This is a genomic window from Aquicoccus sp., from assembly GCF_041686535.1.
In the GTDB taxonomy this organism is placed as follows: domain Bacteria; phylum Pseudomonadota; class Alphaproteobacteria; order Rhodobacterales; family Rhodobacteraceae; genus Aquicoccus.
Map to the genome: position 1 here is coordinate 23,049 of NZ_JAWLDS010000014.1, position 24,177 is coordinate 47,225.

Below are 24,177 nucleotides of genomic sequence, written 5' to 3' on the forward strand. Positions count from 1 at the left end.
GGGGGCGGCGGGATCAACCGGAGCTTTGCGACAGTGCAAAGCGCGCCGGGTCCCAGTCTTCGAGAACGCGGGAATTGTCGTCGCTGTCATATTCATGCAGCACCCGTTCGCGCACGCCCGGCACCTCGCGGATCTGCTCGGCGAGCTTGACCGGCAACATGGTCTGGCGGATCCCTTCGAGCCCGGGCAACTGGCGCAGGATCGCGCTCGTCGAATGGGCACAATAGGCGTTGGGCACGGCGCCATAACCCTGCGCCAGCGCAAACGCCCGTTCGGCCGCCTCTGGCGTGACATCGAGTTCCTGGATGATCACATGCCATGTCTTGCGGGCGTGGTAGCGCGTGTAGACATCGGCCACCGCCGGGGTGATGCCGTATAGCAGGTCGTTACGCTCGGGGATCGTGTCGTGATGGAAGCTGCCCGACGGATCCCAGATGACCCGCTGCGAGGCATTGATCATCAGCGAGGAATGCCCGCCCGCCCCGGTTTCGTTGCTGACCATGGTGAACAAGGTCACGCGCGGCGGACCCAGATGGCGGTATTGCGCCGCCTGCACGGCCTCTTCGGGTGCCCAGACCGGGTCGGCGGCGCAGCCCGCCAGAAGGACAAGCCCGATCAGGGCCGCAAGTAGCTTGCGCATACCAGGCGATGCCCCTTTCGGAGATCAGAACCAGAACCCGAAATCAGGCATTCACCAGAGCGATGAAAAGCAAAAGGAGAATGATCGCGACAGCGGACCAGGTCATGTACTTCACGAACCCTTCAAAGGTCTTTTCCTGAACCGTGATGTCCATTTCACCGTGCTTGTGTTCACTCATTTCTGCGCTCCGATACTGATGTTGCGGATGTGGATAGACGATTTGCGCGGGCCTGTCACCCTTGCTTGTCACCGGATTTGGCGGTTTCGTTCTCCTTGTCGAGATCTTGTGCCAGGCGAAACCCGATGCGGCGCGGCACGGCGCGATCGACCTGCCGGGGCAGGGCGCGCAGCATCACGTTCAGCTGGCTGACATGCTGGATCAACTGGGTGCGCGTGCCGGTGGCGTCCGACCCGTAGAACGTGACGATGTCGGGGTCGAAGAATCCCATCCCCTCGATCCGGATCACGCCCGTGTCGCCGCCGGTAAAGCCCATCGCGACCTCGTGCTCGTTGTCGAGCTGTTCCTCGAAATTCTGAATATAGAGGATCAGCCGCTCATAGGCCCATTCGGCGGGGCTTTTGTGCTTGAGCGGCTTTTGCCTGACCGCGTCGGGCACGTCGTTGCACGCTTCGGTTTCGGGGTCGGCATGGACCTCGTGGCGGCGCGGAATCGCGCTGTCTTCATAGGCTTCGGCCGATGTCCTGATCTCGTCCTGCATCGTCGTTCCCCCCTTGCTGCCAGAGCCACGCCCCATCGGCGCGGCGGGTGCGCGTCACGCGCCCCTCGTGCAGCAGATGATTGAGATGCGCGACCGTTTCCACAAGGGCCATACCATAGATTCCCTCGTCGATCCTGCGCTTGAATAGCGGGGCAAAGCACTCCGAGGCCAGCCGGGGCTGGTCCAGATGCGCCTCGAGCCGGGCGAGCGCGCCATGGTGATTGTCGAGCAACTGGCGCAGTCGCAGCGGCAGACCGGTAAAGGGCAGCTTGTGCCCCGACAGCACCAGTTGGTCGGCGCGCGCATATTGCGCCAGGCGCTCGCAGGCTTCCATCCACTCGCCCAGCGGCTCGGCCTCGGGTTCGGTCGGATAGACGCCGATATTGGGGCTGATCGAACTGATGACCTGATCGCCCGCGATCACCAGGTTGTCGTCGCGACTCCAGAGCGTGACATGTTCGGGCGCGTGGCCGTTGCCCATGTGCACATCCCAGTCGCGCCCGCCCATGCGGATCACCTCGCCCTGCTGCACGCGGGTATAGCCGACCGGAAGGTCATGGCACATATCGGCGAAGTTGAATGGCCGCTCGCGCATCCGCTTGTCGAGCATGGCCGCATCCATGCCCGCGCCGCGCCAGAACGCCTCGGCCTGCGCGGTCGGATGCTCCTCGACATCGAGGATCAGCATCCGCGCCATGAGATAGGCCGTGCGCGAGGTCCAGAGTTCGGCCCCGCGCGCGACGAACCAGCCTGCCATGCCGACGTGATCGGGATGGTGATGGGTCAGCATCACCCGGCCCACCGGCTTGCCCGCGAGCGGCCCGTCGAGCAACCGCTCCCAAAGCGCCTCGGTCCGGCCGGTTTTCATCCCGGCGTCGATGATGGTCCAGTGGTCGCCCTCGTCCAGGGCGTAGATATTGACGTGATCGAGCGCCATCGGCAGCGGTAGGCGCAGCCATAATACACCGGGGGCCACCTCGACCGCCTCGCCTTCGGCGGGCGGGGTCTCCCACGGATAGGTCAGATGCCCGGCGCTGCCATCCATCATGCCGCCCCCAGATCGTCGTCGGTGAGCGCATAGAGATCGCCTGCGCCCTGCGTTGCGTGGGCCAGTTGCGCGGCGTATTCGGGCAGAAGCCGCTGGATATAGAAGCGTGCCAGCCGCGTGCGCGGGCCATCGCCCTCTTCGGCGCAGGCCGCGCGCAGGTGGTAATGCGCCCCAAGAACCCGCGCCCAGCCCATGAGGAACGGCACCGCCCCGGCAAAGCGTTCGGTGACGTCGCCCTGCGACACCATCCATTCGGTCGCCTCGCGCAGGGCCTCGACCGCGTCCCAGACGGCACCGGCCATGCGCGGCTGTTTCGGACGCGCGGCCTCGGCCTGTTTGGCGATCTCCTCGATCAGCGCATAGCCCGCCTCGCCCCCGTCCATGAGCTTGCGGCCGGCAAGGTCCATTGCCTGGATGCCGTTCGTGCCCTCGTAGATCGCAGTGACCCGCACGTCGCGGCTGAACTGGGCGGCGCCGGTTTCCTCGATGAACCCCATGCCGCCATGCACCTGCACGCCCAGCTCGGCCACGCGCATGCCGGTTTCCGAGCCGAACGCCTTGGCGATGGGAGTGAGGAAGGCCCCGCGTGCCTGCCATTCCTTGTCGCCCGTGGCATTGCCCATGTCGATCGCCACCGCACAGGCCAGCCCGATCGCGCGCGCGGCGAAGATGTCGGCCTTCATCGTGGCCAGCATCCGGCGCACATCGGCATGCTCGATGATCGTGCCCTTGCCGTCCTTGACCGGGGTGCGGCCCTGCTTGCGGTCCTGCGCATAGGCCAGCGCATGCTGATAGGCGGCCTCGGCCACGCCGATCCCCTGGACACCGACGCCAAGGCGGGCATTGTTCATCATCGTGAACATCGCCGCCATGCCGCCATGTTCGGGGCCCACCATCCAGCCGGTCGCGCCGTCATATTGCATCACGCAGGTCGGGCTGCCATGCACCCCCAGCTTGTGTTCGAGGCTGACCACCTTGAGTGCGTTGGCCTTGCCCGGCTTGCCATCCGCATCCGGGATATACTTGGGCACCAGGAAAAGGCTGATTCCCTTCGGCCCCGGCACCCCGTCGGGCAGCCGCGCAAGCACCAGGTGACAGACGTTTTCCATGAAATCGCCGTCGCCCCAGGTGATATAGATCTTCTGCCCCGTGATGGCATAGGTGCCGTCGCCGTTGGCCTCGGCCCGGGTGCTGAGCGCGCCCACGTCCGAGCCGGCCTGCGGCTCGGTCAGGTTCATGGTGCCGTTCCACTCGCCGCTGATCAGCTTGGGCAGGTACAGCGCCTTGATCTCGTCGCTGGCATGATGTTCCAGCGCCTCGATCTGGCCCTGGGTCAGAAGCGGGTTGAGCTGAAGCGCCATGCAGGCGCCGCTCATCATTTCGTTCACGGCGCTCATCATCGCCATCGGAAGGCCCATCCCGCCATATTCGGGATCTGCCGAGATCCCCAGCCAGCCGCCCTCGCGGATCGCGGCATACCCTTCGGCAAAGCCCGGCGGGGTGCGCACCACGCCGTTTTCGAGATAGGCACCGTTCAGGTCGCCCTCGCGCTGCAGCGGGGCGAGCTTGTCCTCGCACATGCGCCCGGCTTCGCCGAGGATCGCGGTCACCATGTCGGGGCTGGCCTCGGAAAACCGTTCGGTTTCGGCAACTTGCGAAAACCCGACGACATGGTCGAACATATAGGCATAATCGGCGATCGGCGCGCTATAGGGCATCACTCAACTCCTTGACTGGCGGCTTGGCTTCGGATGCGGGCGCTTGTATGCAGACCCACAGCCCAGCGTAAAGCAAGACTTGCGCCTTCACATATCAAAACGCGGCGTCAATGCCATGACCGAACTTGCCACCCTTCGCCTCGATGCCGATGACCGCGGGCTTGACCGCGCCGCCGCCATCCTGGGTGCGGGCGGGCTCGTCGCCTTTCCCACCGAAACGGTTTACGGGCTGGGCGCGGATGCGCGCAATGGCCGGGCGGTGGCGCGGATCTTCGCCGCAAAGGGGCGGCCGCGCTTCAACCCGCTGATCGTGCACCTGGCCGAGGCGCAGGCCGCGCGGGCGTTCGTCGCGTGGTCCGACAAAGCCGAGACGCTCGCCACCCGGTTCTGGCCCGGCCCGCTGACCCTCGTGCTGCCGCTTTTACCCGGGAGTCCGATCTCGCCGCTCGTCACCGCCGACCTGCCCAGCCTTGCGCTGCGCGTACCCGCCCATCCGCTGGCGCGGGCGCTACTGCGGCGCTTCGGCGGCCCGGTGGCAGCGCCTTCGGCCAACCCCTCGGGCCGGATCAGCCCGACCAATGCCGATCATGTCGCCGCCGGCCTCTCGGGCCGGATCGAGGCCATTCTCGATGGTGGCCCCTGCCCGGTGGGGGTCGAGAGCACCATCGTCGGCCTGACCGACGACATCCCGCGCCTGCTGCGCCCCGGCGGGCTTGCCAGCGAGGAAATCGAGGCGGCGCTGGGCTGCCCGCTGGCCACGTCGGGGCCGGAGGTCACCGCCCCGGGCCAGTTGGCTTCGCATTACGCGCCAACGGCGCCGGTGCGCCTCAACGCGACCGGGAAACGCCCCGGCGAGCGGCTTTTGGGCTTCGGGGCGGCGGCCGAGGCCGATCTCAATCTCTCGCCCGGCGGTGATCTGACCGAGGCCGCGGCCAATCTTTTCGCCATGCTGCACCGGATCGACGACGGAACCGCGCCCATCGCCGTGTCACCCATTCCCGAAACCGGCCTTGGCCGCGCGATCAACGACCGGCTGCGCCGTGCAGCGGCCCCGCGAGACTGAACCCGCTGTTCTTTCTTGGGAAAAATACTCAAATTCCGGCACGGGCCACTGGGCCGGCCCGCCGAGAGATGCGTCACCTCTCCACATGCTGGAAACTCCACATGCTGGAAACAATTTGCGCGGAAGCGCACATTTGGATCAGGCCCGCCCCGCCGCCGCCGAGAGGCTCAGCGGGTCCACGCCCAGCGTGCGCAGCGCGGCGCTCCACTTGCGGACGTCTGCGGTGTCGAACACCAGGTCGGCCCCGGCTTCGGCAGTGAGCCAGCCATTGGCCAGGATCTCGCTTTCGAGTTGCCCCGGCCCCCAGCCGGCATAGCCCAGCGCCATGATCGCCCGCATCGGCCCCCGCCCGGCGGCCAGCTCCTCGAGAATGTCGAGCGTCGCGGTCAGGGCGAAATCGTCATTCACACGCAGCGTCGAGATCGGCGAGGTGTAATCGCCCGAATGCAGCACGAATCCCCGACCGTGTTCCACCGGTCCGCCGAAATACACCGGCAGGTCGCGCGCGCATCCGCCCTCGCCCAGTTCAAGCTGCTCGACCAGGGCCGAAAGCCGCAGGTCGTCTGTGGGCTTGTTCACGATCAGGCCCATTGCCCCCTCGTCGGAGTGGGCGCAAACGAATACCACGGATTTGTCGAACCGCGCATCGCCCATCCCCGGCATCGCGATCAACAGCGTGCCGGTCAGGTCCATATCGAGGTCGTCAGCGCCCGGCATTCTACCTGCCATCGGTCTGACCTTGGTTTGCCATGTTCATGGACCATACATGCGCTTCCACGGGCTGATGTTCAAGCGCGGGATTTGCGCCACATTCGCCGATTCTCGCTGGAAAGTGAGTTGTTCTTTACCGCGCCCCCGCGCATCACTGCGCTCATGATCAGACTGACCGCCCTGCTTTGTGCCCTTTGTCTCGCCGCGCTGCCGTTGCGCGCCAACCCTTACGCCGACATGGTCTCCATGCGTCTTGTTCCCGGCTGGCAGATGTCGGATGGCACGCTCATGGCCGGGCTTGAATTCCGGCTCGCCACGGGTTGGAAAACCTATTGGCGCGCACCCGGCGACGCCGGCATTCCGCCCGTGTTCGACTGGTCGGGCTCGCGCAATCTCGGGGCGCTCGATATCGAATGGCCCCGGCCGGAGGTGTTCGACCAGAACGGCATGCGCAGCATCGGCTATGAGGGTGACGTGATCCTGCCGCTCGTGATCACGCCTGACCGCGCCGGGCGGCCCGTGCAACTGGCCGGCCATATCGAAATCGGCATCTGCCAGGACGTCTGCGTTCCGGTCCAGCTCGACCTCGACGCCGTGACGCTGGAGGCGCGCGCCGATGCGCCCCCGGTGCCCGCCATCGCGGCCGCGCTGGCCGATCGGCCCGTGCGCGGAGACGAGGCGGGGCTCTCTCATCACGAGTGTGCCATCGCGCCCGGCGATGACGGGTTGATCCTGACCGCGCGGTTCACCCTGCCGCCCATAGGCGAGACGGAAACCGCCGCGCTGGAAACCGCCAACCCGATGATCTGGGTCTCCGAGCCGGAGATGGAGCGCGCGGGCGACACGCTCACCGCGCGGTTCGAGTTGATGAGTGACACGGGCCAGCCCTTCGCGCTCGACCGGTCGGGCCTTCGCTTCACGCTGCTGGGCGAATCGCGCGCCGTCGACATTCGTGGTTGCGGTGGATGATGCGATCGCCGCCACAGGCGCCGCGCTGCTGATCTTCCGCTGACAGGGTGCGCTGCGTTCCGGCCTTTGCCCGTCGCAGGCGTTGGCGGAACGCTTCAGCCGGCGATGTAAAGCCCGGCATAGAGCGTCAGCGCGCCCAGAACGATCGCGGCCAGCACGTTTTTCGTGGCCAGACCGATCCCGAGGGTCATGAACGCCGCGGCCATGCGTGGCGCATCGAACTGTTCGCCCGTGGCCGCGGGCCAGAGCACCATCGGCGCGACCAGCGCCGGGATGACCGCCACTGCCGTATAGCGCAGGTGCCGCAGGATCCAGGCGGGCAGCGGCCGGTTGCCGATTACCCCGAGGAAGACGAAGCGCAGAAAGAAGCTGCCGATGCCAAGCCCGGCAATCACGATCCAGATGGTGACATGATCCATCAGCGCACCTCACCGGATTTCAGGTTCTTCATTCGCCGCTCCAGCATCACTTCGACCTGAGCGCCGGTCATCATGCCGCCCAGCCCGCCCACGAGCAGCCCCAGGTTGAAGGGCAGCCAGGCGAAGCTCAGCGCGAGGATCACCGCGACGAAGGCCGCAGCGACATGGGCGAGGGTGCGCAGCATCGGTGCGATGATTGCCAGGAAGGTGATCGGCACCGCGAAATCCAGCGCCAAGGCGGGTGGGATCGCCTGCCCGATCAGTGCGCCGGCCAGCGAGGCGAGGATCCATAGCGGCAGGACTGGCGCGCAGGTGCCGAAAAAGAAGATCAGCTTGGTGCGCAGGTCCCAGTCGGGGTTGCGCTCATACGCGGCGACGGAGCAGGCATAGCTTTGATCGACGGTGAGATAGGCCACGAAAACCCTTGTCCAGAAGGGCGCCGCGCCCAGGTGCGGGGTCAGCGCGGCGGAATACATCGCCAGCCGAAGGTTGACCGCCAGCGCCGAGATCAGGACGATCAGGGTGGGCGCCTGCTCCTGCATGAGTTGCAGCGCCGTGAACTGCGCGGCCCCGGCCACGACCGTGGTGGAAAAGATGAATGTTTCCAGAACGCTAAGCCCCGCCTCGGTGGCCACGACGCCAAACAGCATGGCAAAGGGCACGACAACGAGGATGAAGGGCGCCGCGCCGCGCACGCCCATCCAGAAGGCGGATTTATCGGTGGCAGGCAGCATCGCTTGACCCTAGTTTGATTGCCAACCGCCTAACCTGTCGGAGCCGGGGATGCAAACCAGTTGCCTTGTGAAGGAAAGCACATGATCCGCCCGTCCGGAGCAATTCCCGGCGTGATCCTTGCCGGTGGACTGGCCACGCGGCTGGGGGGCGGCGACAAGACGCTTTTGCCTCTGGGCGAGGGCCGGATTCTCGATCACGTGCTTGCGCGGCTCAGGCCGCAGGTGGCGGATGTCGCGCTCAACGCCAATGGCGATGCGACGCGGTTCGCGGCCTACGACCTTCCGGTGATCTCCGACAGCGTGGCCGGCTTTCCCGGCCCGCTCGCCGGTATCCTTGCGGCGATGGACTGGGCCGCGGGGCAGGGCGCGCAACGGGTGGTCACGGTTGCGGGGGACACGCCGTTCTTTCCGCCCGACCTGGTGGCGCGGCTCGGCGAGGCGGGGCAGGGCAAATCCGCCTGCCCGGTGATCGCGGCCACGGCAGAGGGGTGGCATCCGATCTTCGGCCTGTGGCCGGTGGGCTTGCGCGACGAGCTGCGCGCGGCGCTGGCGGGCGGCGCGCGCCGGGTGATGCGCTGGGCCGGGGAGCACGGCGCGCGCGTGGCGATGTTCGAGGCGCATCCGTTCGATCCTTTCTTCAACATCAATACGCCCGATGACCTTGCTTCGGCGCGGGAAATGCTCGGGACGGAGGAAAGAAGTCGGTGATCGATGGGGCCGATTGCGCATGATCCTCGTCATCGGGTGGCCGAGCGAGGGGATCACCCCCACTCTCTGGGAGTTCCAGGTCAGATGAAGCAAGGGGCCGGTGCCGCCCGACCATAGCCCCGCGCGCGCGGTCAGTCGAAGGTACCGGCCACCCGACCCAGCAGCATGAAGGCCCGCGCCGTGCGGGTGTTGGCCAGATCCGAGATTTCCGTGTCGCTGGCCTCTTGCGCGAAACCGGCGAACATCTGGTCGAACTTGCGCAGGAAATGATGCGCCGCATCGCGGAAAATGGGGTCCTGTCGCATCCGCCCGGCTGTCAGTGCCAGTGACGACCGGTCGCGCACCCCGCCAAGGGCAGCCACCGCGCGGCCGCGTTCCCCGGTGGCGAACCTGCGCCAGATCTCGGGGCGCGCCATGTCGGGGCGCAGATCGTCCATGTAGATCCCGTCCTGGCTGAGCAGGGTCAGCACGTCCTGGCTGGCCTGAATGAGCTCCTTGGCCTGCCGGTCCCTGAGCGCCTTGCGCAGGGCCGCGAAGCCTTCGGTGTCCTCGGCGGTCTCGGGAAAGTTCAGCGCCCGGATGAAATCGGCCCGCCCGAGCGGCGGCGCCATGTCCTCGGCCCGCGTGCCAAGAGGCAACGCCGCCTGATTCGACTGCGCCGGTTCCGCTGCCCGTGCCGGCGCCGGGGCCGGGCGCTCGCGCGAGGAGTGAAATGTCGCCAGGGCGGTTTCGGTCTTTTTCTGGGCCGCCGCGATCTCGTCGAGTTTCTTCTGGACCGAAGCGTCGCTCGTCCCGCCGCCGCCCCGGGATTGTGCGACATAGGCCTGACGGATCGCATCGATCGCCGCCTGAAGCCGCTGGCTTTCTTCGCGCATGACCCTTGATGCGCGCGCCGCCGTGGCCGCGACCCAGATCATCGCCACCGGCATGAAGACGGCCAGCATGGTCATGACAAAGCGCAGCCCGTCCGTGCCGGTTTCCGGCTCCCGGGTCCGGGGTGCGGGCGTTTCCAGCACGAGAAAGAACGTGGCTGCCCCGATCAGCCAGAGCGCCGAAAGCACCAGCGCGATGATCTCGATCCCGGTGATGACGGGGCGTGATGCGCGGTCATAGATGCCAAGTGGTGTTGTTGGTCGGCTTTCGTTCGGATCGGCCATCGCGGGGCCCTCTCAGGCGTGCTCAGACATATTCTATGTTGAGCACTTCATAGCTGCGTTCACCGCCCGGCGTGCGCACTTCGACGCTGTCGCCTTCTTCCTTGCCGATCAGGGCGCGGGCGATGGGCGACTTGATGTTGAGCTTGCCGGCCTCGATATCGGCCTCGTACTCGCCGACGATCTGATAGGTCTTTTCCTCGTCGGTGTCCTCGTCGACAAGCGTGACGGTCGCGCCGAACTTGATCGCGCCGGAGAGCTTCTTGGGGTCGATCACGTCGGCAAGGCTGATCACGCCTTCAAGCTCCTTGATGCGGCCCTCGATGAAGCTCTGTTTCTCCTTGGCGGAATGATACTCGGCATTCTCGCTCAGGTCGCCATGCTCGCGCGCCTCGGCGATGGCGCGGATGATGGCAGGGCGGTCCTCGGACTTGAGCTTCTTCAGTTCGGTCTGCAGGGCATCGAACCCTGCGCGCGTCATCGGGATTTTTTCCATGATCGTCATTCCACATTAAAATGGGGGCGACGATGATCTCGCCTACCCCGTTCGTTCCCAATACACTGCCTTCAATGGCGCTTTGATTGCAATAGGTCACGTCGGTCTTGCGCGCAACCGGTCGGGCCGGCACGCCCGCACCACTTTCTCGGGGAGGTGACGTCCTGTCGCGATTGACGCGACTTGGCCCCCCCGTGTATCCAGCGTTGAAGTGTCTTTGCCACTCAGAAGAGGAGCCGCACATGGCCGATGTCGAACGCGAAGCGATGGAATACGACGTGGTGATCGTCGGCGCGGGGCCGGCGGGTCTGTCCGCGGCGATCCGGCTCAAGCAGCTTGATCCCGATCTGGATGTCGTCGTCCTCGAGAAGGGTTCGGAGGTCGGTGCGCATATCCTGTCGGGCGCGGTGCTCGACCCCTGCGGGCTCGATGCGCTCATACCCGACTGGAAGGAGAAGGGCGCGCCTCTCAACGTACCGGTGAAGGAAGACAATTTCTACATGCTGGGCGAAGCCGGCGGAATCCGCGTCCCCAACTGGCCGATGCCGCCGCTGATGAACAACCACGGCAATTACATCGTCTCGATGGGCAATGTCTGCCGCTGGATGGCCGAGCAGGCCGAGGAACTCGGCGTCGAGATCTTCCCGGGCATGGCCTGTTCCGAACTGGTTTATGACGGCGACCGGATCAAGGGCGTGGTGGCCGGGGTGTTCGGTCTGGAACCCGATGGCAGCATCGGCCCGAATACCGAGCCGGGCATGGAATTGCATGGCAAATACGTGTTCCTGTCAGAGGGGGTACGCGGAAGCCTCGCGAAAGAGGTAATGGCGAAATATGACCTTTCGAAGGGCAAGGAGCCGCAGAAATTCGGTCTCGGCATGAAAGAGATCTGGGAGATCGACCCGGCCAAGCACAAGGAAGGTTCCGTGACCCACACGATGGGTTGGCCGCTGGGCAGCAATGCGGGTGGGGGGTCTTTCATATATCATCTTGATAACAATCAGGTTTACGTGGGTTTCGTGGTCCACCTGAACTATGCCAATCCGCATCTATACCCCTACATGGAATTCCAGCGGTTCAAGCATCACCCTATGGTGGCCGAGCTTCTGGAAGGCGGCAAGCGCGTGGCCTATGGCGCGCGGGCCATTTCAGAGGGCGGGTACCAGTCGATGCCCAAGATGGTGGTCCCCGGCCTTGCGCTGCTGGGCTGTTCGGTGGGCATGGTCAATGTTCCGCGGATCAAGGGCAATCACAACGCGATGCTCTCGGGCAAGGCGGCTGCCGAGGCTGCCCATGCCGCGATCGAGGCGGGCCGCGAGGGCGACGAGCTCACCGCCTACGAGCAGGAGGTTCGCGAAGGCGCCATCGGCAAGGACCTCAAGAAGGTGCGCAACGTCAAGCCGATGTGGTCGAACTGGGGCCTGCTGCCAAGCCTTGCGCTGGGCGGTTTCGACATGTGGTGCAACACCGCCGGTTTCTCGCTTTTCGGGACCATGAAACATGGCAAGACCGACGCGCAGGCGACCGAACCGGCCGAAAAGCACAAGCCGATCGAGTATCCCAAGCCCGATGGCAAGCTCAGCTTTGACCGGCTGACCAATGTCAGCTTCTCGATGACCAACCACGATGAAAACCAGCCCTGCCATCTGCACCTCAAGGACCCGTCGGTGCCGATCTCGGTCAACGTCCCGAAATACGCCGAACCGGCCCAGCGCTATTGCCCGGCCGGGGTTTACGAGGTGGTCGAGAAGGACGGCAAGCAGGAATTCGTGATCAATTTCCAGAACTGCGTGCACTGCAAGACCTGCGATATCAAGGACCCCAGCCAGAACATCAACTGGGTTACGCCGCAGGGCGGTGACGGGCCGAATTATCCCAACATGTGACCCGCGTCACTGACGAACGGGGCCCGCGCGGCCCCGTTTACATGCTGACGGCCTACCCCACTCGAAAGTTACCGCGGCTTTTGCCAAGGCGTGGATGCGCCGCATTGCGTTTGGCGCAAGGTCGGTTAGTCTGACGCGGCAATTCCACGGGCGAAAGGCAGGGCGATCAATGACCGTATCCAAATGGGCAGCAACTCTGGCGCTTGTCATGCAACTCGGGGCGGCACCGGCCGTGGCCGAGGGGTTGGTGGGGTCCTATCTTGCCGGGCGCCAGGCGCGGTACTTGGGCGATTTCGAGAATGCGGCGCTCTACTATACGCAGGCGCTCACGCGTGATCCGGGCAATCCGTCACTGATGGAGTCGGTCGTGCTTGCCAACCTGTCGCTGGGTCGCGTTGATCGTGCCCTGCCGGTGGCGCGCTCGATGGAAGAGCAGGAACTGCGCAGTCAGCTTGCACATATGGTGCTCCTGGCGGACGAGGCGTCGAACGACCGGTATGACGACATCCTCGAGCGGATCGCCGATGAGCGCGGCATCGGGCCGCTGGTCGACGGGTTGATCAAGGGATGGGCGCATCTGGGCAAGGGGGCGATGGCGGATGCGGTCGCCGCCTTCGACGAGGTGGCCGAGGATCGCGGTCAGCGCAGTTTCGCACTTTATCACAAGGCGCTTGCGCTGGCGCTGGTGGGCGACCTGGAAAGCGCCGAGGAGATCCTTGGCCAGAGTGGCCCCGGATCGGCGATGCAGACCCGGCGCGGCGTGATGGCACGCGTGCAGGTGCTCAGCCAGCTTGACCGCAACGGCGATGCGATCGCCGTTCTCGACGAGGTTTTCGGTCAGGGTCTCGATCCCGAACTCTCCGCGATGCGCGATGCGCTCGAGGCGGGGGAAACCCTGCCTTTCGATATCGTGTCGAGCCCGCGCGACGGTATGTCCGAGGTGCTTCATGCAGTGGCCGGGGCGTTGCGGGGCGAGGCCCGTGACGACGACACGATCCTGTTTGCGCGCCTGTCCGAATACCTGCGCCCCGATAATGTCGATGCAATCCTGCTGACGGCGGAGATCCTGGAAAGCCTCGAACAGCATGAGCTGGCCGCCGAAAGTTACCGCAAGGTGCCGCAGGATCACAGCGCGTTTCACGCCGCCGAACTGGGCCGGGCCGACACGCTGCGCCGTGCGGGAAAACCCGACGCCGCGATCGAGGTTCTCACCCGCCTGTCCGAGACCCATGGCGATCTGCCGGCGGTTCACAGCGCGCTGGGCGACCTGATGCGCACGCTCGACCGCTATGAAGAGGCCGCGGCGGCCTATGATCGCGCGTTGGAGGGGTTTCCCCAGGAGGACGAGAGCCAGTGGTTCCTCTATTACGCGCGCGGCATCTGTCACGAACGGATCAAGGACTGGCCCGCGGCCGAGGCCGATTTCCGCAAGGCGCTCGAACTCAACCCGGGGCGGCCCGAGGTGCTCAACTACCTGGGCTACTCGCTGGTCGAACGACGCGAGAATCTCGACGAGGCATTGGCGATGATCGAAGAGGCCGTCGCCGAACAGCCCGACTCGGGCTACATCGTCGACAGCCTCGGCTGGGCGCTTTATCGGCTTGGCCGCTATGAAGAGGCGGTAGGCCATATGGAGCGCGCGACCGAGTTGATGCCGGTCGATCCCATCGTGAACGACCACCTGGGCGATGTCTATTGGGCGGTCGGGCGTTTCCGCGAGGCAGAATTCCAGTGGCGGCGCGCGCTTTCCTTCGTCGAATACGGTGATGCCACCGAAGATGCCGATCCCGACCGGATCCGCCGCAAGATCGAGGTCGGGCTGGATCAGGTCCTCGAGGAAGAAGGTGCCAAGCCGCTGCGCGTGGCCGATGGCGAGTGAGGCCAGCCGGAGCGTCGCCGAGGCGCTCGCGCCGGCCAAGATCAACCTCACCCTGCATGTAACCGGGCAGCGCGCGGATGGGTATCACCTGCTCGACAGCCTGGTGATGTTCGCCGACCTGGGCGACCGGCTCGGCGTGGCATTGGCCGATGCGCCCGTGTTGACCGTCACCGGGCCCATGGCGGCGGGTGTGCCGCTGGACGGGGACAACCTCGCGCTCAGGGCGGCGGCGCATATGGGGGTGAACGCGGCGGTCACGCTGGAAAAACACCTTCCGGCCGCGGCGGGCATCGGGGGCGGATCGTCGGATGCCGCGGCCGCGTTGCGGGCCCTTGCCGCGCTGTCCGGGCAGGCTCTGCCCGAGGACGCGGAACGGCTGGGCGCGGACGTGCCGGCCTGCCTCTTCGGGCGCGCGGTGCGGATGCGCGGTGTGGGGGAGTGGCTCACCCCATATGGCGGCGCTCCGGCGTTGCCGGCGCTTCTGGTCAATCCGGGTGTTGAATTGTCCACCGCTCGGGTCTTTGCCGGGCTTGAACACCGCGACAACCCGCCCATGCCCGAGAGCCTGCCGCGCTTTGCGACCCCGCGCGCCATGGCCGGGTGGCTTGCGACCATGCGCAACGATCTCGAAGCCCCGGCGCGCGCGCTTTCGCCGATTGTCGGCACAGCGCTCGACGCGCTGCGCGCCACGGCAGGGGCGCATCTGGTGCGCATGTCCGGCTCGGGCGCGACGGTGTTCGCGATCTACGACACCGGTGGCGAGGCGGGCGCCGCAGCAGAGGTGATTCGCGCCGCTCATCCCGGCTGGTGGGTGCAGCCGGTCACGCTCGGCTAGGGGGATCGTGAATGTCGGCTGCGTAATAGCCGCGTCATATTGGCCGTTTACTGCCGCGTGCGCCCATGGCCCTTGAAGATGTTCCAATATCGGCTACCTTTGACTGAAGCAAAGGAAAGGGGGCATTTCATGCCGAAACTTATCCGGATGTATATCATCAACGTATTGATCGGCTTTGCCATCGCGGCGGGTTTCGTCGTGATGCTGCTTTATTTCAATATCGCCAACCTGTGGCACCTCGTGACTCATTCCGACATGGGCTGGCTCGCCGTGCTGATCCTGTGGATCTCCAACGGAGTCATCTTTGCCGGTGTGCAGTTCGGCATCGCGGTCATGCGGATGAAGGATGACGATGACGACGGTCCCGGTGGCGGCCTGCGCGAACGGGTCACACCGCCCGAACGCGAGCCGGTGCTGGTGCGCGTGCCGGCGGGCAAGCCGCGCCGCAACTGACGAACCTGATCGTTCGACTTGCGAAAACGCACCCCGAGGGGTGCGTTTTTCGTTTGGGGGTGGGAAAAGCGGCGGAACCACCCGGACCGTGGGGTTATCTCATTCCCGAGGACCTGTTTGCACAGGTGGGCGCCAGGTAACGAGGCCAGGACCACGACAGAGCCAGCTCCCTCGGAAGTATTTAAGGCCACCGGAATGCAACCGTGTCACGAGAGGGGCAGAACCGCCAACTCCTACCTAGGTGCCACGGGGGCGCTCGGCAAGGGGCAAATCCCATCACCTGCCTGACCAGCAGTTCCTGACCGGGCTTGCTTCGTGTTCATCTTTTGTTCATAGTTTCCGCATGACCGATCCGTTGCTTACCGATCCGCTTCAGCCCGGCCAGCTTCTCGCGCGCGGCGTGTGCCGTCATCTCTGGAGCCATGATTTCGCGACGATCGAGGAATTCACGCCCGAGCGTGGCAAACGTGTCGACGTGATGGCGCTTGGACCCAGGGGCGAGATCTGGGTGATCGAATGCAAGTCGAGCCGCGTCGATTTCACTTCGGACCGGAAATGGAACGGTTACCTGGAATGGTGCGACCGCTATTTCTGGGCGGTGGACGTGGATTTCCCGACCGAACTCTTGCCCGATGACACCGGGCTGATCATCGCCGATGCCTACAGTGCCGAACTGATCCGCATGGGCCCCGAAGAGAAGCTGCCTCCCGCCCGGCGCAAGGCGCTCACCCTGCGATTCGCCAGACAGGCGGCGCGCCGGTTGCAGGGATTGCGCGATCCGCGGGTGTGAAGCGCGCCCCCTACTTCTTGCGCGCCCGGGCCGCGCGGGCGGCGGCCATGATTTCCTCGGCGATCTCCTCGGCTTCTTCGGGTTCGAAATCCATCGGTATCTCGGTGCTGCCCGCCTCGACGAAGAGCCGCACCATGCCCGTGTCGGTCGGGCCGATCTGCAGATTTGCCTCGATGTCGCGTTCGTCGTTGATGCCCATGGCGGTGCCCTCGTGATGTTGTCGCTTCGGGATGCGACGTTTGCAGCTAGCGAGTTTGCCCTTGCGATGCAAGACCCGCGGGCGCAATCTCGGCCCCCATGAACGACGTGATCCTGCGAGATTTCGAGACCGGCGACGCCGATTGGCTGGTCGAGCAGCACGGCGTGCTTTATGCGCGCGACGAGGGCTTTGACCGGACCTTCGCGGCGCTCGTGGCCGAGATCCTGGCCGATTTCATCCGCCACCACGATCCCGCCTGCGAACGTGGGTGGATCGCCGAAGAGGGCGGCAAAAGGCTGGGCTCGATCTTCTGTGTGCGGCTGGATGAAGCGACCGCGAAACTGCGGCTTTTCCTTCTTTTGCCCGAGGCACGGGGCAGGGGGCTGGGGCGCCATCTGCTCGACACCTGCATGGCTTACGCGCGCGACCGGGGCTATCGGCAGATGCGGCTCTGGACCCATGAAAGTCACCGCGCGGCCTGTGTCCATTATGCCCGCACCGGCTGGCGCCGCGTTTCGTCGAAACCCGTGCGCGCCTTCGGTATCGACCTCGTCGAGCAGGAATGGGAAATCGACCTCTAGGCGGCATTCCGGGCTTGCCCCGGCACGGACGGCCCCGCCCACCCACCCGCCGCCCGTGCCGGGGCAAGGGGCCGTCCCGAACCCGTCATGCGATCCCGGAGGGTGGGAACATGAGTATTTTTGCCAAGAAAGAGACAAGGGTCGGGCAGGGTGAATCCGATTCCGCGCAACGGGCCATAACCCCCTTGCATTTGGGCCCGCACAAAGCTAAATCGCCCCCCAGTGCCGCCTTAGCTCAGTTGGTTAGAGCGCTGGATTGTGGATCCAGAGGTCCCCTGTTCAAGCCAGGGAGGCGGTACCATCATTCCCCGGTCGTGATCTCGATCTCCTGAACCAGAGCACCGGTGTCGGGGCTGTAGATCAGGATGCGGTCATCCTCGGTCACCACGGCATACCATGTTTCGGACTGGGTAAAGGCCACCGCCTTCGCACCCTCGGGCAGGGTGATCCGTTCGGGCAGGGGCGGAGGGCTGGTCTGGAGCCTGATGACAAGGAGCGTGATGATGACTAGAACACCCACGATCATCGTCGCGGTCAGGACCGTGACTAGGACGCGCAGGAATTTCAGCGTCCGCGTATCCACCGCCTGGGGAGTGTCATCCATTGGCTGAAACCCGTCTCTGCTTTGCCATCGCGGCCGATCCGCCCAACCGCCTTGATAAGGCGCTTTCGCGCGATGTGCCAGAGGCGGCGTCGCTGTCACGCTCGCGCCTTGCGCGGCTGCTGGCCGGGGGGGCGGTGCGCGTCAACGGTGACGTGGCCGACAATCCCAAGGCACGCGTGGCCGAGGGCGATCGGGTCGAGATCATGCTGGAAGAGCCCAGCGAAAGCCATATCGGCCCCGAGGACATCCCGCTGAACGTGGTCTACGAGGATGGCGAACTGATCGTGATCGACAAGCCCGCCGGCATGGTCGTGCATCCCGCGCCCGGCACGCCGCAGGGCACGCTGGTGAATGCGCTCCTGCATCACTGCGGCACGACGCTTTCGGGGGTGGGGGGCGTGGCCCGGCCCGGCATCGTGCACCGCATCGACAAGGACACCTCGGGCCTGCTGGTGGTGGCCAAGTCCGACCGCGCGCATCAGGGGTTGGCCGCGCAATTCGAGAAACACAGCGTCATCCGGCATTACCTCGCCATCGTCCACGGCGTCCCCGAGGCCAGCGATCCGCGCCTGCGCGGCACCCGCGGCGTGAGTTTCGAGACCGGCAACATCATGAAGGTCACCAGCGGCCTGGCCCGTCACAAGCATGACCGCCAGCGCCAGGCGGTGCTGTTCGACGGTGGCCGACACGCCGTGACCCGCGCGCGCGTTCTGGAGAGCTTCGGCACGCCGCCGGCGCTGGCGCTGGTCGAATGCTGGCTGGAAACCGGCCGCACGCACCAGATCCGTGTGCACATGGCCCATGCCGGCCACGGCCTGGTGGGTGATCCGGTCTATGGCGGGCGGCGCAAGCTGCCCTTGCGCGCCTTGTCCCCTGCCGGGCTGGCGGCGGCGCGTGATTTCCCGCGCCAGGCACTGCATGCCGCCACGTTGGGGTTCGTCCATCCCGTGACCGGCGACCAGATGCAATTCACCTCGCCCCTGCCGATGGACATGGCCCGGCTTATCGACGCGCTGCGCGGGGCCGTGCGGGCATCGAACGCACCCGGCAAAAACTGATCCAACCGTGCCGGTCGGCAGTATCTGGATCAGTGATGTGCACGACAGCGTGAGAAGTCTGACATATGGGATGCAACCGGCGACCGAATACCCTAGTGTTTTCGTAACGCTTCCAGGCCATGGTCTTGAATCATTCTAAATCAATACTTAACTTTATGTTAAGTCGATAAACATCGGAAGGGACAATCGAATCATGAGCAACTATGCAAATCTCCCGGTCCCCACACCCGAAGGCGGGCTGAACCGCTACATGCAGGAAATCCGCAAGTTTCCGCTTCTGGAACCGGAGGAGGAATACATGCTGGCCAAGCGCTGGGTCGAGGATCAGGACACCGAGGCCGCGCACAAGATGGTCACCTCGCACCTGCGCCTCGCGGCCAAGATCGCGATGGGTTATCGTGGCTATGGCCTGCCCCAGGCCGAGGTGATCTCCGAGGCCAATGTCGGCCTCATGCAGGCGGTCAAACGCTTTGACCCAGAACGCGGCTTTCGCCTTGCGACCTATGCGATGTGGTGGATCCGCGCCTCGATCCAGGAATATATCCTGCGCTCCTGGAGCCTTGTGAAGCTGGGCACCACCAGCGCGCAGAAGAAGCTCTTTTTCAACCTGCGCAAGGCCAAGGCCCGGATCGGCGCGCTCGAAGACGGCGACATGCGCCCCGAGAACGTCAAGAAGATCGCCCATGATCTCGGCGTGACCGAGGACGAGGTGATCTCGATGAACCGTCGCCTGTCGGGCGGCGATGCCTCGCTCAACGCGACCGTGGGTCAAGAGGGCGAAGGCACGATGCAGTGGCAGGACTGGCTCGAGGATGAATCCGCCGACCAGGCTTCGGACTACGAGGCGCGCGACGAGCTTGAGGCGCGGCGCGAATTGCTGGCGGTCGCGATGGACGTGCTCAATGAGCGCGAGCGCGACATCCTGACCCAACGCCGGCTGAGCGACGAAGCGGTCACGCTCGAAGACCTGTCGGGCCAGTACAATGTAAGCCGCGAACGTATCCGCCAGATCGAGGTGCGGGCATTCGAGAAACTGCAAGAACGGATGCGCGAACTGGCTGCCGAGCGGGGCATGGCGCCCGCCGCCTGATCCCCCGGGCCGTGGGAAGATTGCTGCCGTGCTCGGCAACGCGCTTTGCCGGCTGACATACGACTGGTTTGACAGATCATATCCGGTCGCTCTCGGCCTTTGGATATCCGACGAAAGGACACACCGATGAAACCCGTCAAGACGCTCATACTGCTGGCCAGTGAATCCCGTTTGCGGCTTTGCGCCAATTCGGGCGTGGGCAAGGGGGTGGACGAAATCGCCGCGCGGACCATCGAGGAATTCGACGATATCGCGCGGCGATATGCCGATGCGCCGGGCCAGCAGCGGGCCGCGCCCGGGATGGCAGGACACGAATTCGAGCGTCCCACCTCGGAACGGCGCCAGAAACGCGAAGATTTCGCGACCCATGTCCTTGAGATGACGACCGAGGCGTTCGAAGCGGGCGGGTATGACCGCTTGCTGATCGCGGCGCCGCCCGCGATGCTGGGTGCGCTGCGCGACGAGATGTCCGAGAAGCTCAAATCCGTGCTCCTTGCCGATCTCGACAAGGATCTCACCAAACTGCCGCTGGCCGATCTGCCCGGTCACCTGGAAGACATTATCGCGCTCTGACAGACGGTGGCGCGGGCCGTGTGGCCCGGTTTGGCGATGGTCTTGGCCCGCGCTTGTGGTATATCTGTGCGCAGACCATACCTCGTCAGCCGATGGAGCCGCACTTGGACGCCGAAGACAAACTCTCCGGTCGCCTGCATGGCGAACAGTTCGAGCCCGAACAACCGGATTCGATCCCGCTTCGCATTCTCTACTCGATCCTGATCGCGATGATGCTCAGCGTCAGCCATACTGTGCTTGGCGTTCTGACCGTGATCCAGATCGTGATCATGTTGCTGAGCAAGGGCAAGCCGAATCCCAACATTGCCGAATTCGGCACCGGTCTCGGGGTCTGGATGGCCAAGGCCGCCCGCTACATGACGGGCTCCAACGTCAAGCCATGGCCCTGGACCGAACTCGACTGACGCTGCCGCACAACAGGCCCCGGCCACTCACAACGCCCGCCAGCCGATATCGCGGCGGCAGAACCCTTGGGGCCAGTCGATCCTGTCGATCATCGCATAGGCCCGATCTCGCGCCTCCTGCAAGCTCGCGCCGCGCGCGGTGATGTTCAGAACCCGCCCGCCATTGGCCACGAACTGGCCTCGCTCTCGCGCGGTGCCCGCGTGAAACACCATCTGGAACGAATCCTCGGGGCATTCTTCCAGCCCGCCGATCACGCTGCCCTTTTCATAAGCGCCGGGATAGCCCTCTGCCGCCATCACCACCGTCATCGCGTGATCGGCGGCCCAGTTGACCGAACAGTCCGAAAGTCGCCCCTCTGCTGCCGCCTGCATCAGGTCAAAGACCTGTGCGCCGAGGCGCATCATCAGAGCCTGGCACTCCGGGTCACCGAAGCGTACGTTGTATTCCACCAGTCGGGGCTGCCCGTCGCGGATCATCAACCCCACGTAAAGCACCCCCTGGTAGGGCGTGCCGCGCCGCGCCATTTCCTTCAGCGTCGGATAGACGATCTCGTCCATGGTCTTCTGCGCCACCGCGTCAGTCAGCACCGGGGCGGGGGAATAGGCGCCCATCCCGCCGGTATTGGGGCCGGTGTCGCCTTCGCCCACCCGCTTGTGGTCCTGCGCCGTGCCGATGGGCAGCGCGTCCTCGCCATCGCACAGGACGAAGAACGATGCCTCCTCGCCCTCCATGAATTCCTCGATCACCACTTCGGCCCCGGCCTCTCCGAATGCGCCGCCGAACATGTCCTCGAGCGCCTCCAGCGCCTGATCGACGGTTTCGGCCACGACAACGCCCTTGCCCGCGGCCAGCCCGTCGGCCTTGATCACGATCGGCGCCCCGTGCTCTCTGACATGGGCCCGCGCCGCCGCGTGATCGGTGAAATGGGCATAGCCCGCCGTCGGCGCGCCCGCCGCGTCGCAGATCGCCTTGGTAAAGCTCTTCGAGGCTTCCAGCCGTGCTGCCGCCGCCGAGGGGCCGAAGACCGAGATCCCTGCCGCGCGCAACCGGTCGGCCACCCCCGCGGCCAGCGGCGCCTCGGGGCCGACGATCACGAAATCAATGGCGTTCTGCTCGGCGAAGGTGGCGACGGCCCCCGGGTCCATGATGTCGAGCCGCGCGCATTCCGCGATCTGGGCGATGCCCGCATTGCCCGGCGCCACGATGAGCTTGTCGCATTTGGGGTTCTGCATCACCGCCCAGGCAAGGGCATGTTCCCGCCCGCCGCCGCCGAGAATGAGGATGTTCATGGGCTGCCCTTCCGCTTGGCCTTTGCTGGGCGGCGTTCTAAGGTCGGACGCGACAAGACACAAGCGAGGCCGAATGTCCGACCTGATCGACGACCCATCCCCAGGCAAGAACGAACCCGAGTTCACCGTCTCGGAGTTCTCGAACGCGATCAAGCGCGTGATCGAGGGCGAGTTCGGTCATGTCCGCATCCGCGGCGAGATCGGCCGCGTGTCGCGCCCGCGCTCGGGCCATGTCTATCTCGACCTCAAGGATGACCGCTCGGTCCTGTCGGGCGTGATCTGGAAAGGGGTGGCCGCGCGCCTCTCGGTCCAGCCCGAGGAAGGCATGGAGATGGTGGCGACCGGCCGCATCACCACCTTCGGCGGGCAGTCGCGCTACCAGATCGTGATCGAGGATCTGAAACCGGCGGGGCTGGGCGCGCTGATGGCGATGCTGGAAAAGCGCAAGGCCGCGCTTGCCGCCGAGGGGCTCTTTGCGCCCGAGCGCAAGCGGAAACTGCCCTACCTGCCCGAGGTGATCGGGGTCGTGACCTCGCCCTCGGGCGCGGTGATCCGCGACATCCTGCACCGGCTGCGCGATCGCTTCCCGCGCAAGGTGCTGATCTGGCCCGTGGCGGTGCAGGGCGAGAAATGCGCGCCCGAGGTGGCGAACGCGATCCGCGGCTTCAACGCGCTTGAACCCGGTGGGCGCATCCCGCGCCCCGACCTTCTGATCGTGGCGCGCGGCGGGGGCAGCATCGAGGATCTCTGGGGCTTCAACGAGGAAGTGGTCGCCCGCGCCGCCGCCGCGTCGGACATTCCGCTCATTTCCGCGGTGGGGCACGAGACCGACACCACGCTGATCGACTTCGTTTCCGACAAGCGCGCGCCGACCCCCACCGCGGCGGCCGAGCTGGCCGTGCCGGTGCGGCTCGACCTTCTGGCCTGGGTCGAGGGGCAGGGCGCGCGCATGTCCCATGCGGCGGGACAGGGCATCGCCGCGCGCGGCCAGCGCCTGCGCGATCTGGCGCGCGCTCTGCCCCGGCCGCAAACCCTGACCGAAGGTGCCGCGCAACGGCTCGACCGCGCGGGTGAGCGGCTTCCGGCTGCGCTCATCACCGGTGTGCAACGCCGCAAGGTGCGTCTCTCCGAGGCGGCGGGCGGGCTGCGCCCGGCCACGTTGCGCCGCCAGATCGGGCAGGAAGGGCGGCATCTGGCCGCGCTCGCTCCGCGGCTTCGCGCCGGGCTGCTTCAGACCATCCGCGCCCGACGCGATGCGCTGGGCCACCGCGCCGACCGGTTGACCCTCACGCCGATCACCCGCGACATCGCGCGCAAAAGCGAAGGGCTGCAATCGCTTGCCCAGCGGGTTGCCGAGGCGGGCCAGCGCCGCATCGCCGAGACGCGTCGCCGTCTCGACGCGCTGGACCGGCTGCACGAGACGCTGGGCTACAAGGCCACGCTCAAACGCGGCTATGCCGTGGTGCGCGGCGAGGCGGGGGTGCTCACCACGAAATCAGCCGCCGAAACGGCCGGCGCGCTCGAAATCGAGTTCCAGGACGGACGGCTGAAAATCGGCGGTGGCACCACGTCGAAGGCGCGCAAGCCCGGCAAGCCACCCGAACAGGGCAGCCTGTTCTGAGGTTTCGGGACAAATTGCACGACGCAGGCGCAAGGAGCACCCGACCGCGGCCCTGTGCTGCCCTCTCGCCAGGGTCTGGGCGAACCTGACTTGCTCCAAACCCATCAACACTTCAACCCGAGACCGCTTCGTCAAACACCCACTTCCGGCCCCTCGCACTGCAAGGGTTGACGCGTCTGCTGCATCTCGAAAAGCTCGGTCGCCCCCGATTGGCCCATGAACCGCGCGTTCAGTCCGCCGTCGTCCTGTTCGAACACCCAGCAATGCGGTTCGGGCGTATCCTCGTAGACGAAACAGATCATCCCATCGGCCTCGTACCAATGCCCCTCCATGCAACGACCATCCAGAAACGACCAGCGCACCCGCCGACCGTCGAGGTATTCCTCGGCGCCATAGGGCTGCCCGTCCTCGCCATAGTAAAACGTCTTGCCCCGGGTCAGCGCATCGAACGCGTCGGCATCCAGCGGTTCGCCAGCCGCGGCGATGCTGCCCCACAGCCCGAAGAACAGAATGAAAAGCCACCTCATGGGGCGCA

Annotated in this window: 28 protein-coding genes and 1 tRNA gene; 15 read left to right on the top strand and 14 right to left on the bottom strand. The window is 65.6% G+C overall.

The window, feature by feature from the left end; all coding sequences use genetic code 11:
- Nucleotides 1–13: 13 nt before the first annotated feature.
- From ACESL9_RS05375 to ACESL9_RS05395, 5 genes are read right to left on the bottom strand one after another with little or no spacing between them, the layout of a single operon-like run.
- Nucleotides 14–640: a hypothetical protein gene (locus ACESL9_RS05375; RefSeq protein ID WP_372613299.1), complete on the bottom strand. Its 627-nt coding sequence runs from the start codon at nt 638–640 to the stop codon at nt 14–16.
- A gap of 43 nt (nt 641–683) precedes the next feature.
- Entirely contained in the window at nt 684–818 is a 135-nt protein-coding gene (locus tag ACESL9_RS05380; protein ID WP_372613297.1) for an aa3-type cytochrome c oxidase subunit IV, read from the bottom strand.
- A 55-nt stretch (nt 819–873) separates the two neighbouring features.
- Complete coding sequence (locus tag ACESL9_RS05385) at nt 874–1,359, bottom strand: DUF6173 family protein (protein ID WP_372613295.1); 486 nt, start codon at nt 1,357–1,359, stop codon at nt 874–876.
- Nucleotides 1,322–2,404 carry an MBL fold metallo-hydrolase gene (locus tag ACESL9_RS05390; RefSeq protein WP_372613333.1) on the bottom strand — a complete coding sequence of 361 codons (1,083 nt, stop codon included), beginning with the start codon at nt 2,402–2,404 and terminating at the stop codon, nt 1,322–1,324. The genes ACESL9_RS05385 and ACESL9_RS05390 overlap by 38 nt, the downstream gene beginning before the upstream one ends.
- Nucleotides 2,404–4,125 carry an acyl-CoA dehydrogenase gene (locus tag ACESL9_RS05395; RefSeq protein WP_372613293.1) on the bottom strand — a complete coding sequence of 574 codons (1,722 nt, stop codon included), beginning with the start codon at nt 4,123–4,125 and terminating at the stop codon, nt 2,404–2,406. Before ACESL9_RS05395 ends, ACESL9_RS05390 begins: the two co-directional genes overlap by 1 nt.
- Before the next feature lie 115 nt (nt 4,126–4,240).
- Here ACESL9_RS05395 and ACESL9_RS05400 point away from each other — a divergent pair, with 115 nt between their 5' ends.
- On the top strand, nt 4,241–5,188 hold the full coding sequence (locus tag ACESL9_RS05400; protein ID WP_372613291.1) for an L-threonylcarbamoyladenylate synthase: 948 nt from the start codon (nt 4,241–4,243) through the stop codon (nt 5,186–5,188).
- 138 nt (nt 5,189–5,326) lie between these two features.
- Here ACESL9_RS05400 and ACESL9_RS05405 read toward each other — a convergent pair whose 3' ends face one another.
- Complete coding sequence (locus tag ACESL9_RS05405; RefSeq protein WP_372674575.1) at nt 5,327–5,917, bottom strand: YqgE/AlgH family protein; 591 nt, start codon at nt 5,915–5,917, stop codon at nt 5,327–5,329.
- A 144-nt stretch (nt 5,918–6,061) separates the two neighbouring features.
- Here ACESL9_RS05405 and ACESL9_RS05410 point away from each other — a divergent pair, with 144 nt between their 5' ends.
- Complete coding sequence (locus ACESL9_RS05410; protein WP_372674576.1) at nt 6,062–6,868, top strand: protein-disulfide reductase DsbD domain-containing protein; 807 nt, start codon at nt 6,062–6,064, stop codon at nt 6,866–6,868.
- Between the two features lie 95 nt (nt 6,869–6,963).
- Here the strand turns inward: ACESL9_RS05410 and ACESL9_RS05415 are convergent, their stop codons facing one another.
- A complete protein-coding gene (locus ACESL9_RS05415) occupies nt 6,964–7,287 on the bottom strand; it encodes an AzlD domain-containing protein (RefSeq protein ID WP_372613285.1) in 324 nt (107 codons plus the stop codon).
- Nucleotides 7,287–8,021: an AzlC family ABC transporter permease gene (locus tag ACESL9_RS05420; RefSeq protein WP_372613283.1), complete on the bottom strand. Its 735-nt coding sequence runs from the start codon at nt 8,019–8,021 to the stop codon at nt 7,287–7,289. Before ACESL9_RS05420 ends, ACESL9_RS05415 begins: the two co-directional genes overlap by 1 nt.
- Nucleotides 8,022–8,102: 81 nt before the next feature.
- Between ACESL9_RS05420 and mobA the strand changes: the two genes are divergently transcribed.
- Nucleotides 8,103–8,729, top strand: coding sequence for a molybdenum cofactor guanylyltransferase MobA (gene mobA, locus ACESL9_RS05425; protein ID WP_372613281.1), 627 nt, complete (start codon nt 8,103–8,105; stop codon nt 8,727–8,729).
- A gap of 131 nt (nt 8,730–8,860) precedes the next feature.
- Here mobA and ACESL9_RS05430 read toward each other — a convergent pair whose 3' ends face one another.
- Complete coding sequence (locus tag ACESL9_RS05430; RefSeq protein ID WP_372613279.1) at nt 8,861–9,886, bottom strand: hypothetical protein; 1,026 nt, start codon at nt 9,884–9,886, stop codon at nt 8,861–8,863.
- A 22-nt stretch (nt 9,887–9,908) separates the two neighbouring features.
- Complete coding sequence (gene greA / locus ACESL9_RS05435) at nt 9,909–10,379, bottom strand: transcription elongation factor GreA (RefSeq protein WP_372613277.1); 471 nt, start codon at nt 10,377–10,379, stop codon at nt 9,909–9,911.
- 242 nt (nt 10,380–10,621) lie between these two features.
- Here greA and ACESL9_RS05440 point away from each other — a divergent pair, with 242 nt between their 5' ends.
- The 5 genes from ACESL9_RS05440 to ACESL9_RS05460 all read left to right on the top strand — a co-directional run bounded on the left by ACESL9_RS05440 (nt 10,622) and on the right by ACESL9_RS05460 (nt 16,222).
- Nucleotides 10,622–12,265, top strand: coding sequence for an electron transfer flavoprotein-ubiquinone oxidoreductase (locus ACESL9_RS05440; RefSeq protein ID WP_372613275.1), 1,644 nt, complete (start codon nt 10,622–10,624; stop codon nt 12,263–12,265).
- Between the two features lie 169 nt (nt 12,266–12,434).
- Nucleotides 12,435–14,144 (top strand): tetratricopeptide repeat protein, encoded by a 1,710-nt coding sequence (locus tag ACESL9_RS05445; RefSeq protein WP_372613273.1) that lies wholly within the window; start codon nt 12,435–12,437, stop codon nt 14,142–14,144.
- On the top strand, nt 14,134–14,979 hold the full coding sequence (locus ACESL9_RS05450) for a 4-(cytidine 5'-diphospho)-2-C-methyl-D-erythritol kinase (protein ID WP_372613271.1): 846 nt from the start codon (nt 14,134–14,136) through the stop codon (nt 14,977–14,979). Before ACESL9_RS05445 ends, ACESL9_RS05450 begins: the two co-directional genes overlap by 11 nt.
- A 129-nt stretch (nt 14,980–15,108) precedes the next feature.
- Complete coding sequence (locus tag ACESL9_RS05455) at nt 15,109–15,432, top strand: hypothetical protein (protein ID WP_372613269.1); 324 nt, start codon at nt 15,109–15,111, stop codon at nt 15,430–15,432.
- A gap of 343 nt (nt 15,433–15,775) precedes the next feature.
- On the top strand, nt 15,776–16,222 hold the full coding sequence (locus ACESL9_RS05460; RefSeq protein WP_372613267.1) for an MmcB family DNA repair protein: 447 nt from the start codon (nt 15,776–15,778) through the stop codon (nt 16,220–16,222).
- Nucleotides 16,223–16,232: 10 nt separating this feature from the next.
- Here ACESL9_RS05460 and ACESL9_RS05465 read toward each other — a convergent pair whose 3' ends face one another.
- The gene (locus tag ACESL9_RS05465; RefSeq protein ID WP_372613265.1) at nt 16,233–16,421 is read right to left on the bottom strand and encodes a DUF6324 family protein; all 189 of its coding nucleotides are present in this window, start codon (nt 16,419–16,421) and stop codon (nt 16,233–16,235) included.
- A 98-nt stretch (nt 16,422–16,519) separates the two neighbouring features.
- Here ACESL9_RS05465 and ACESL9_RS05470 point away from each other — a divergent pair, with 98 nt between their 5' ends.
- Together ACESL9_RS05470 and ACESL9_RS05475 are read left to right on the top strand one after the other, a co-directional pair.
- Nucleotides 16,520–17,002: a GNAT family N-acetyltransferase gene (locus tag ACESL9_RS05470; RefSeq protein ID WP_372613263.1), complete on the top strand. Its 483-nt coding sequence runs from the start codon at nt 16,520–16,522 to the stop codon at nt 17,000–17,002.
- A 224-nt stretch (nt 17,003–17,226) separates the two neighbouring features.
- Nucleotides 17,227–17,303 (top strand) — tRNA-His (locus ACESL9_RS05475).
- On the opposite strand, the gene ACESL9_RS05480 is transcribed toward ACESL9_RS05475, so the two are convergent.
- Nucleotides 17,304–17,606 carry a DUF6476 family protein gene (locus ACESL9_RS05480; protein ID WP_372613261.1) on the bottom strand — a complete coding sequence of 101 codons (303 nt, stop codon included), beginning with the start codon at nt 17,604–17,606 and terminating at the stop codon, nt 17,304–17,306.
- Here ACESL9_RS05480 and ACESL9_RS05485 point away from each other — a divergent pair.
- The 4 genes from ACESL9_RS05485 to ACESL9_RS05500 all read left to right on the top strand — a co-directional run bounded on the left by ACESL9_RS05485 (nt 17,606) and on the right by ACESL9_RS05500 (nt 20,731).
- Nucleotides 17,606–18,664 (top strand): RluA family pseudouridine synthase, encoded by a 1,059-nt coding sequence (locus ACESL9_RS05485; RefSeq protein ID WP_372674577.1) that lies wholly within the window; start codon nt 17,606–17,608, stop codon nt 18,662–18,664. The genes ACESL9_RS05480 and ACESL9_RS05485 overlap by 1 nt on opposite strands.
- A gap of 193 nt (nt 18,665–18,857) precedes the next feature.
- Nucleotides 18,858–19,754: an RNA polymerase sigma factor RpoH gene (gene rpoH / locus ACESL9_RS05490; RefSeq protein WP_372613257.1), complete on the top strand. Its 897-nt coding sequence runs from the start codon at nt 18,858–18,860 to the stop codon at nt 19,752–19,754.
- A 126-nt stretch (nt 19,755–19,880) separates the two neighbouring features.
- Nucleotides 19,881–20,327 (top strand): host attachment protein, encoded by a 447-nt coding sequence (locus ACESL9_RS05495; protein ID WP_372613255.1) that lies wholly within the window; start codon nt 19,881–19,883, stop codon nt 20,325–20,327.
- 104 nt (nt 20,328–20,431) lie between these two features.
- A complete protein-coding gene (locus ACESL9_RS05500; protein WP_372613253.1) occupies nt 20,432–20,731 on the top strand; it encodes a DUF4389 domain-containing protein in 300 nt (99 codons plus the stop codon).
- A gap of 27 nt (nt 20,732–20,758) precedes the next feature.
- Here ACESL9_RS05500 and purD read toward each other — a convergent pair whose 3' ends face one another.
- On the bottom strand, nt 20,759–22,021 hold the full coding sequence (gene purD / locus ACESL9_RS05505; protein ID WP_372613251.1) for a phosphoribosylamine--glycine ligase: 1,263 nt from the start codon (nt 22,019–22,021) through the stop codon (nt 20,759–20,761).
- Between the two features lie 73 nt (nt 22,022–22,094).
- Between purD and xseA the strand changes: the two genes are divergently transcribed.
- Nucleotides 22,095–23,642 (top strand): exodeoxyribonuclease VII large subunit, encoded by a 1,548-nt coding sequence (xseA, locus tag ACESL9_RS05510; protein ID WP_372613249.1) that lies wholly within the window; start codon nt 22,095–22,097, stop codon nt 23,640–23,642.
- A gap of 131 nt (nt 23,643–23,773) precedes the next feature.
- Here xseA and ACESL9_RS05515 read toward each other — a convergent pair whose 3' ends face one another.
- Nucleotides 23,774–24,169: a hypothetical protein gene (locus ACESL9_RS05515; RefSeq protein ID WP_372613247.1), complete on the bottom strand. Its 396-nt coding sequence runs from the start codon at nt 24,167–24,169 to the stop codon at nt 23,774–23,776.
- Nucleotides 24,170–24,177 lie beyond the last annotated feature (8 nt).

Bases quoted from the DNA above. Each gene is read 5' to 3' on its own strand.
- ACESL9_RS05460 (WP_372613267.1), top strand. From the start codon at position 15,776: ATGACCGATCCGTTGCTTACCGATCCGCTTCAGCCCGGCCAGCTTCTC.
- rpoH (WP_372613257.1), top strand. From the start codon at position 18,858: ATGAGCAACTATGCAAATCTCCCGGTCCCCACACCCGAAGGCGGGCTG.
- ACESL9_RS05375 (WP_372613299.1), bottom strand. From the start codon at position 640: ATGCGCAAGCTACTTGCGGCCCTGATCGGGCTTGTCCTTCTGGCGGGC.
- ACESL9_RS05465 (WP_372613265.1), bottom strand. From the start codon at position 16,421: ATGGGCATCAACGACGAACGCGACATCGAGGCAAATCTGCAGATCGGC.
- ACESL9_RS05450 (WP_372613271.1), top strand. From the start codon at position 14,134: ATGGCGAGTGAGGCCAGCCGGAGCGTCGCCGAGGCGCTCGCGCCGGCC.
- ACESL9_RS05410 (WP_372674576.1), top strand. From the start codon at position 6,062: ATGATCAGACTGACCGCCCTGCTTTGTGCCCTTTGTCTCGCCGCGCTG.
- ACESL9_RS05380 (WP_372613297.1), bottom strand. From the start codon at position 818: ATGAGTGAACACAAGCACGGTGAAATGGACATCACGGTTCAGGAAAAG.
- ACESL9_RS05445 (WP_372613273.1), top strand. From the start codon at position 12,435: ATGACCGTATCCAAATGGGCAGCAACTCTGGCGCTTGTCATGCAACTC.
- ACESL9_RS05455 (WP_372613269.1), top strand. From the start codon at position 15,109: ATGCCGAAACTTATCCGGATGTATATCATCAACGTATTGATCGGCTTT.
- mobA (WP_372613281.1), top strand. From the start codon at position 8,103: ATGATCCGCCCGTCCGGAGCAATTCCCGGCGTGATCCTTGCCGGTGGA.
- ACESL9_RS05430 (WP_372613279.1), bottom strand. From the start codon at position 9,886: ATGGCCGATCCGAACGAAAGCCGACCAACAACACCACTTGGCATCTAT.
- purD (WP_372613251.1), bottom strand. From the start codon at position 22,021: ATGAACATCCTCATTCTCGGCGGCGGCGGGCGGGAACATGCCCTTGCC.
- ACESL9_RS05420 (WP_372613283.1), bottom strand. From the start codon at position 8,021: ATGCTGCCTGCCACCGATAAATCCGCCTTCTGGATGGGCGTGCGCGGC.
- greA (WP_372613277.1), bottom strand. From the start codon at position 10,379: ATGGAAAAAATCCCGATGACGCGCGCAGGGTTCGATGCCCTGCAGACC.
- ACESL9_RS05480 (WP_372613261.1), bottom strand. From the start codon at position 17,606: ATGGATGACACTCCCCAGGCGGTGGATACGCGGACGCTGAAATTCCTG.
- ACESL9_RS05395 (WP_372613293.1), bottom strand. From the start codon at position 4,125: ATGCCCTATAGCGCGCCGATCGCCGATTATGCCTATATGTTCGACCAT.
- ACESL9_RS05495 (WP_372613255.1), top strand. From the start codon at position 19,881: ATGAAACCCGTCAAGACGCTCATACTGCTGGCCAGTGAATCCCGTTTG.
- ACESL9_RS05400 (WP_372613291.1), top strand. From the start codon at position 4,241: ATGACCGAACTTGCCACCCTTCGCCTCGATGCCGATGACCGCGGGCTT.
- ACESL9_RS05390 (WP_372613333.1), bottom strand. From the start codon at position 2,404: ATGGATGGCAGCGCCGGGCATCTGACCTATCCGTGGGAGACCCCGCCC.
- ACESL9_RS05515 (WP_372613247.1), bottom strand. From the start codon at position 24,169: ATGAGGTGGCTTTTCATTCTGTTCTTCGGGCTGTGGGGCAGCATCGCC.
- ACESL9_RS05385 (WP_372613295.1), bottom strand. From the start codon at position 1,359: ATGCAGGACGAGATCAGGACATCGGCCGAAGCCTATGAAGACAGCGCG.
- ACESL9_RS05405 (WP_372674575.1), bottom strand. From the start codon at position 5,917: ATGGCAGGTAGAATGCCGGGCGCTGACGACCTCGATATGGACCTGACC.
- ACESL9_RS05470 (WP_372613263.1), top strand. From the start codon at position 16,520: ATGAACGACGTGATCCTGCGAGATTTCGAGACCGGCGACGCCGATTGG.
- ACESL9_RS05440 (WP_372613275.1), top strand. From the start codon at position 10,622: ATGGCCGATGTCGAACGCGAAGCGATGGAATACGACGTGGTGATCGTC.
- ACESL9_RS05415 (WP_372613285.1), bottom strand. From the start codon at position 7,287: ATGGATCATGTCACCATCTGGATCGTGATTGCCGGGCTTGGCATCGGC.
- xseA (WP_372613249.1), top strand. From the start codon at position 22,095: ATGTCCGACCTGATCGACGACCCATCCCCAGGCAAGAACGAACCCGAG.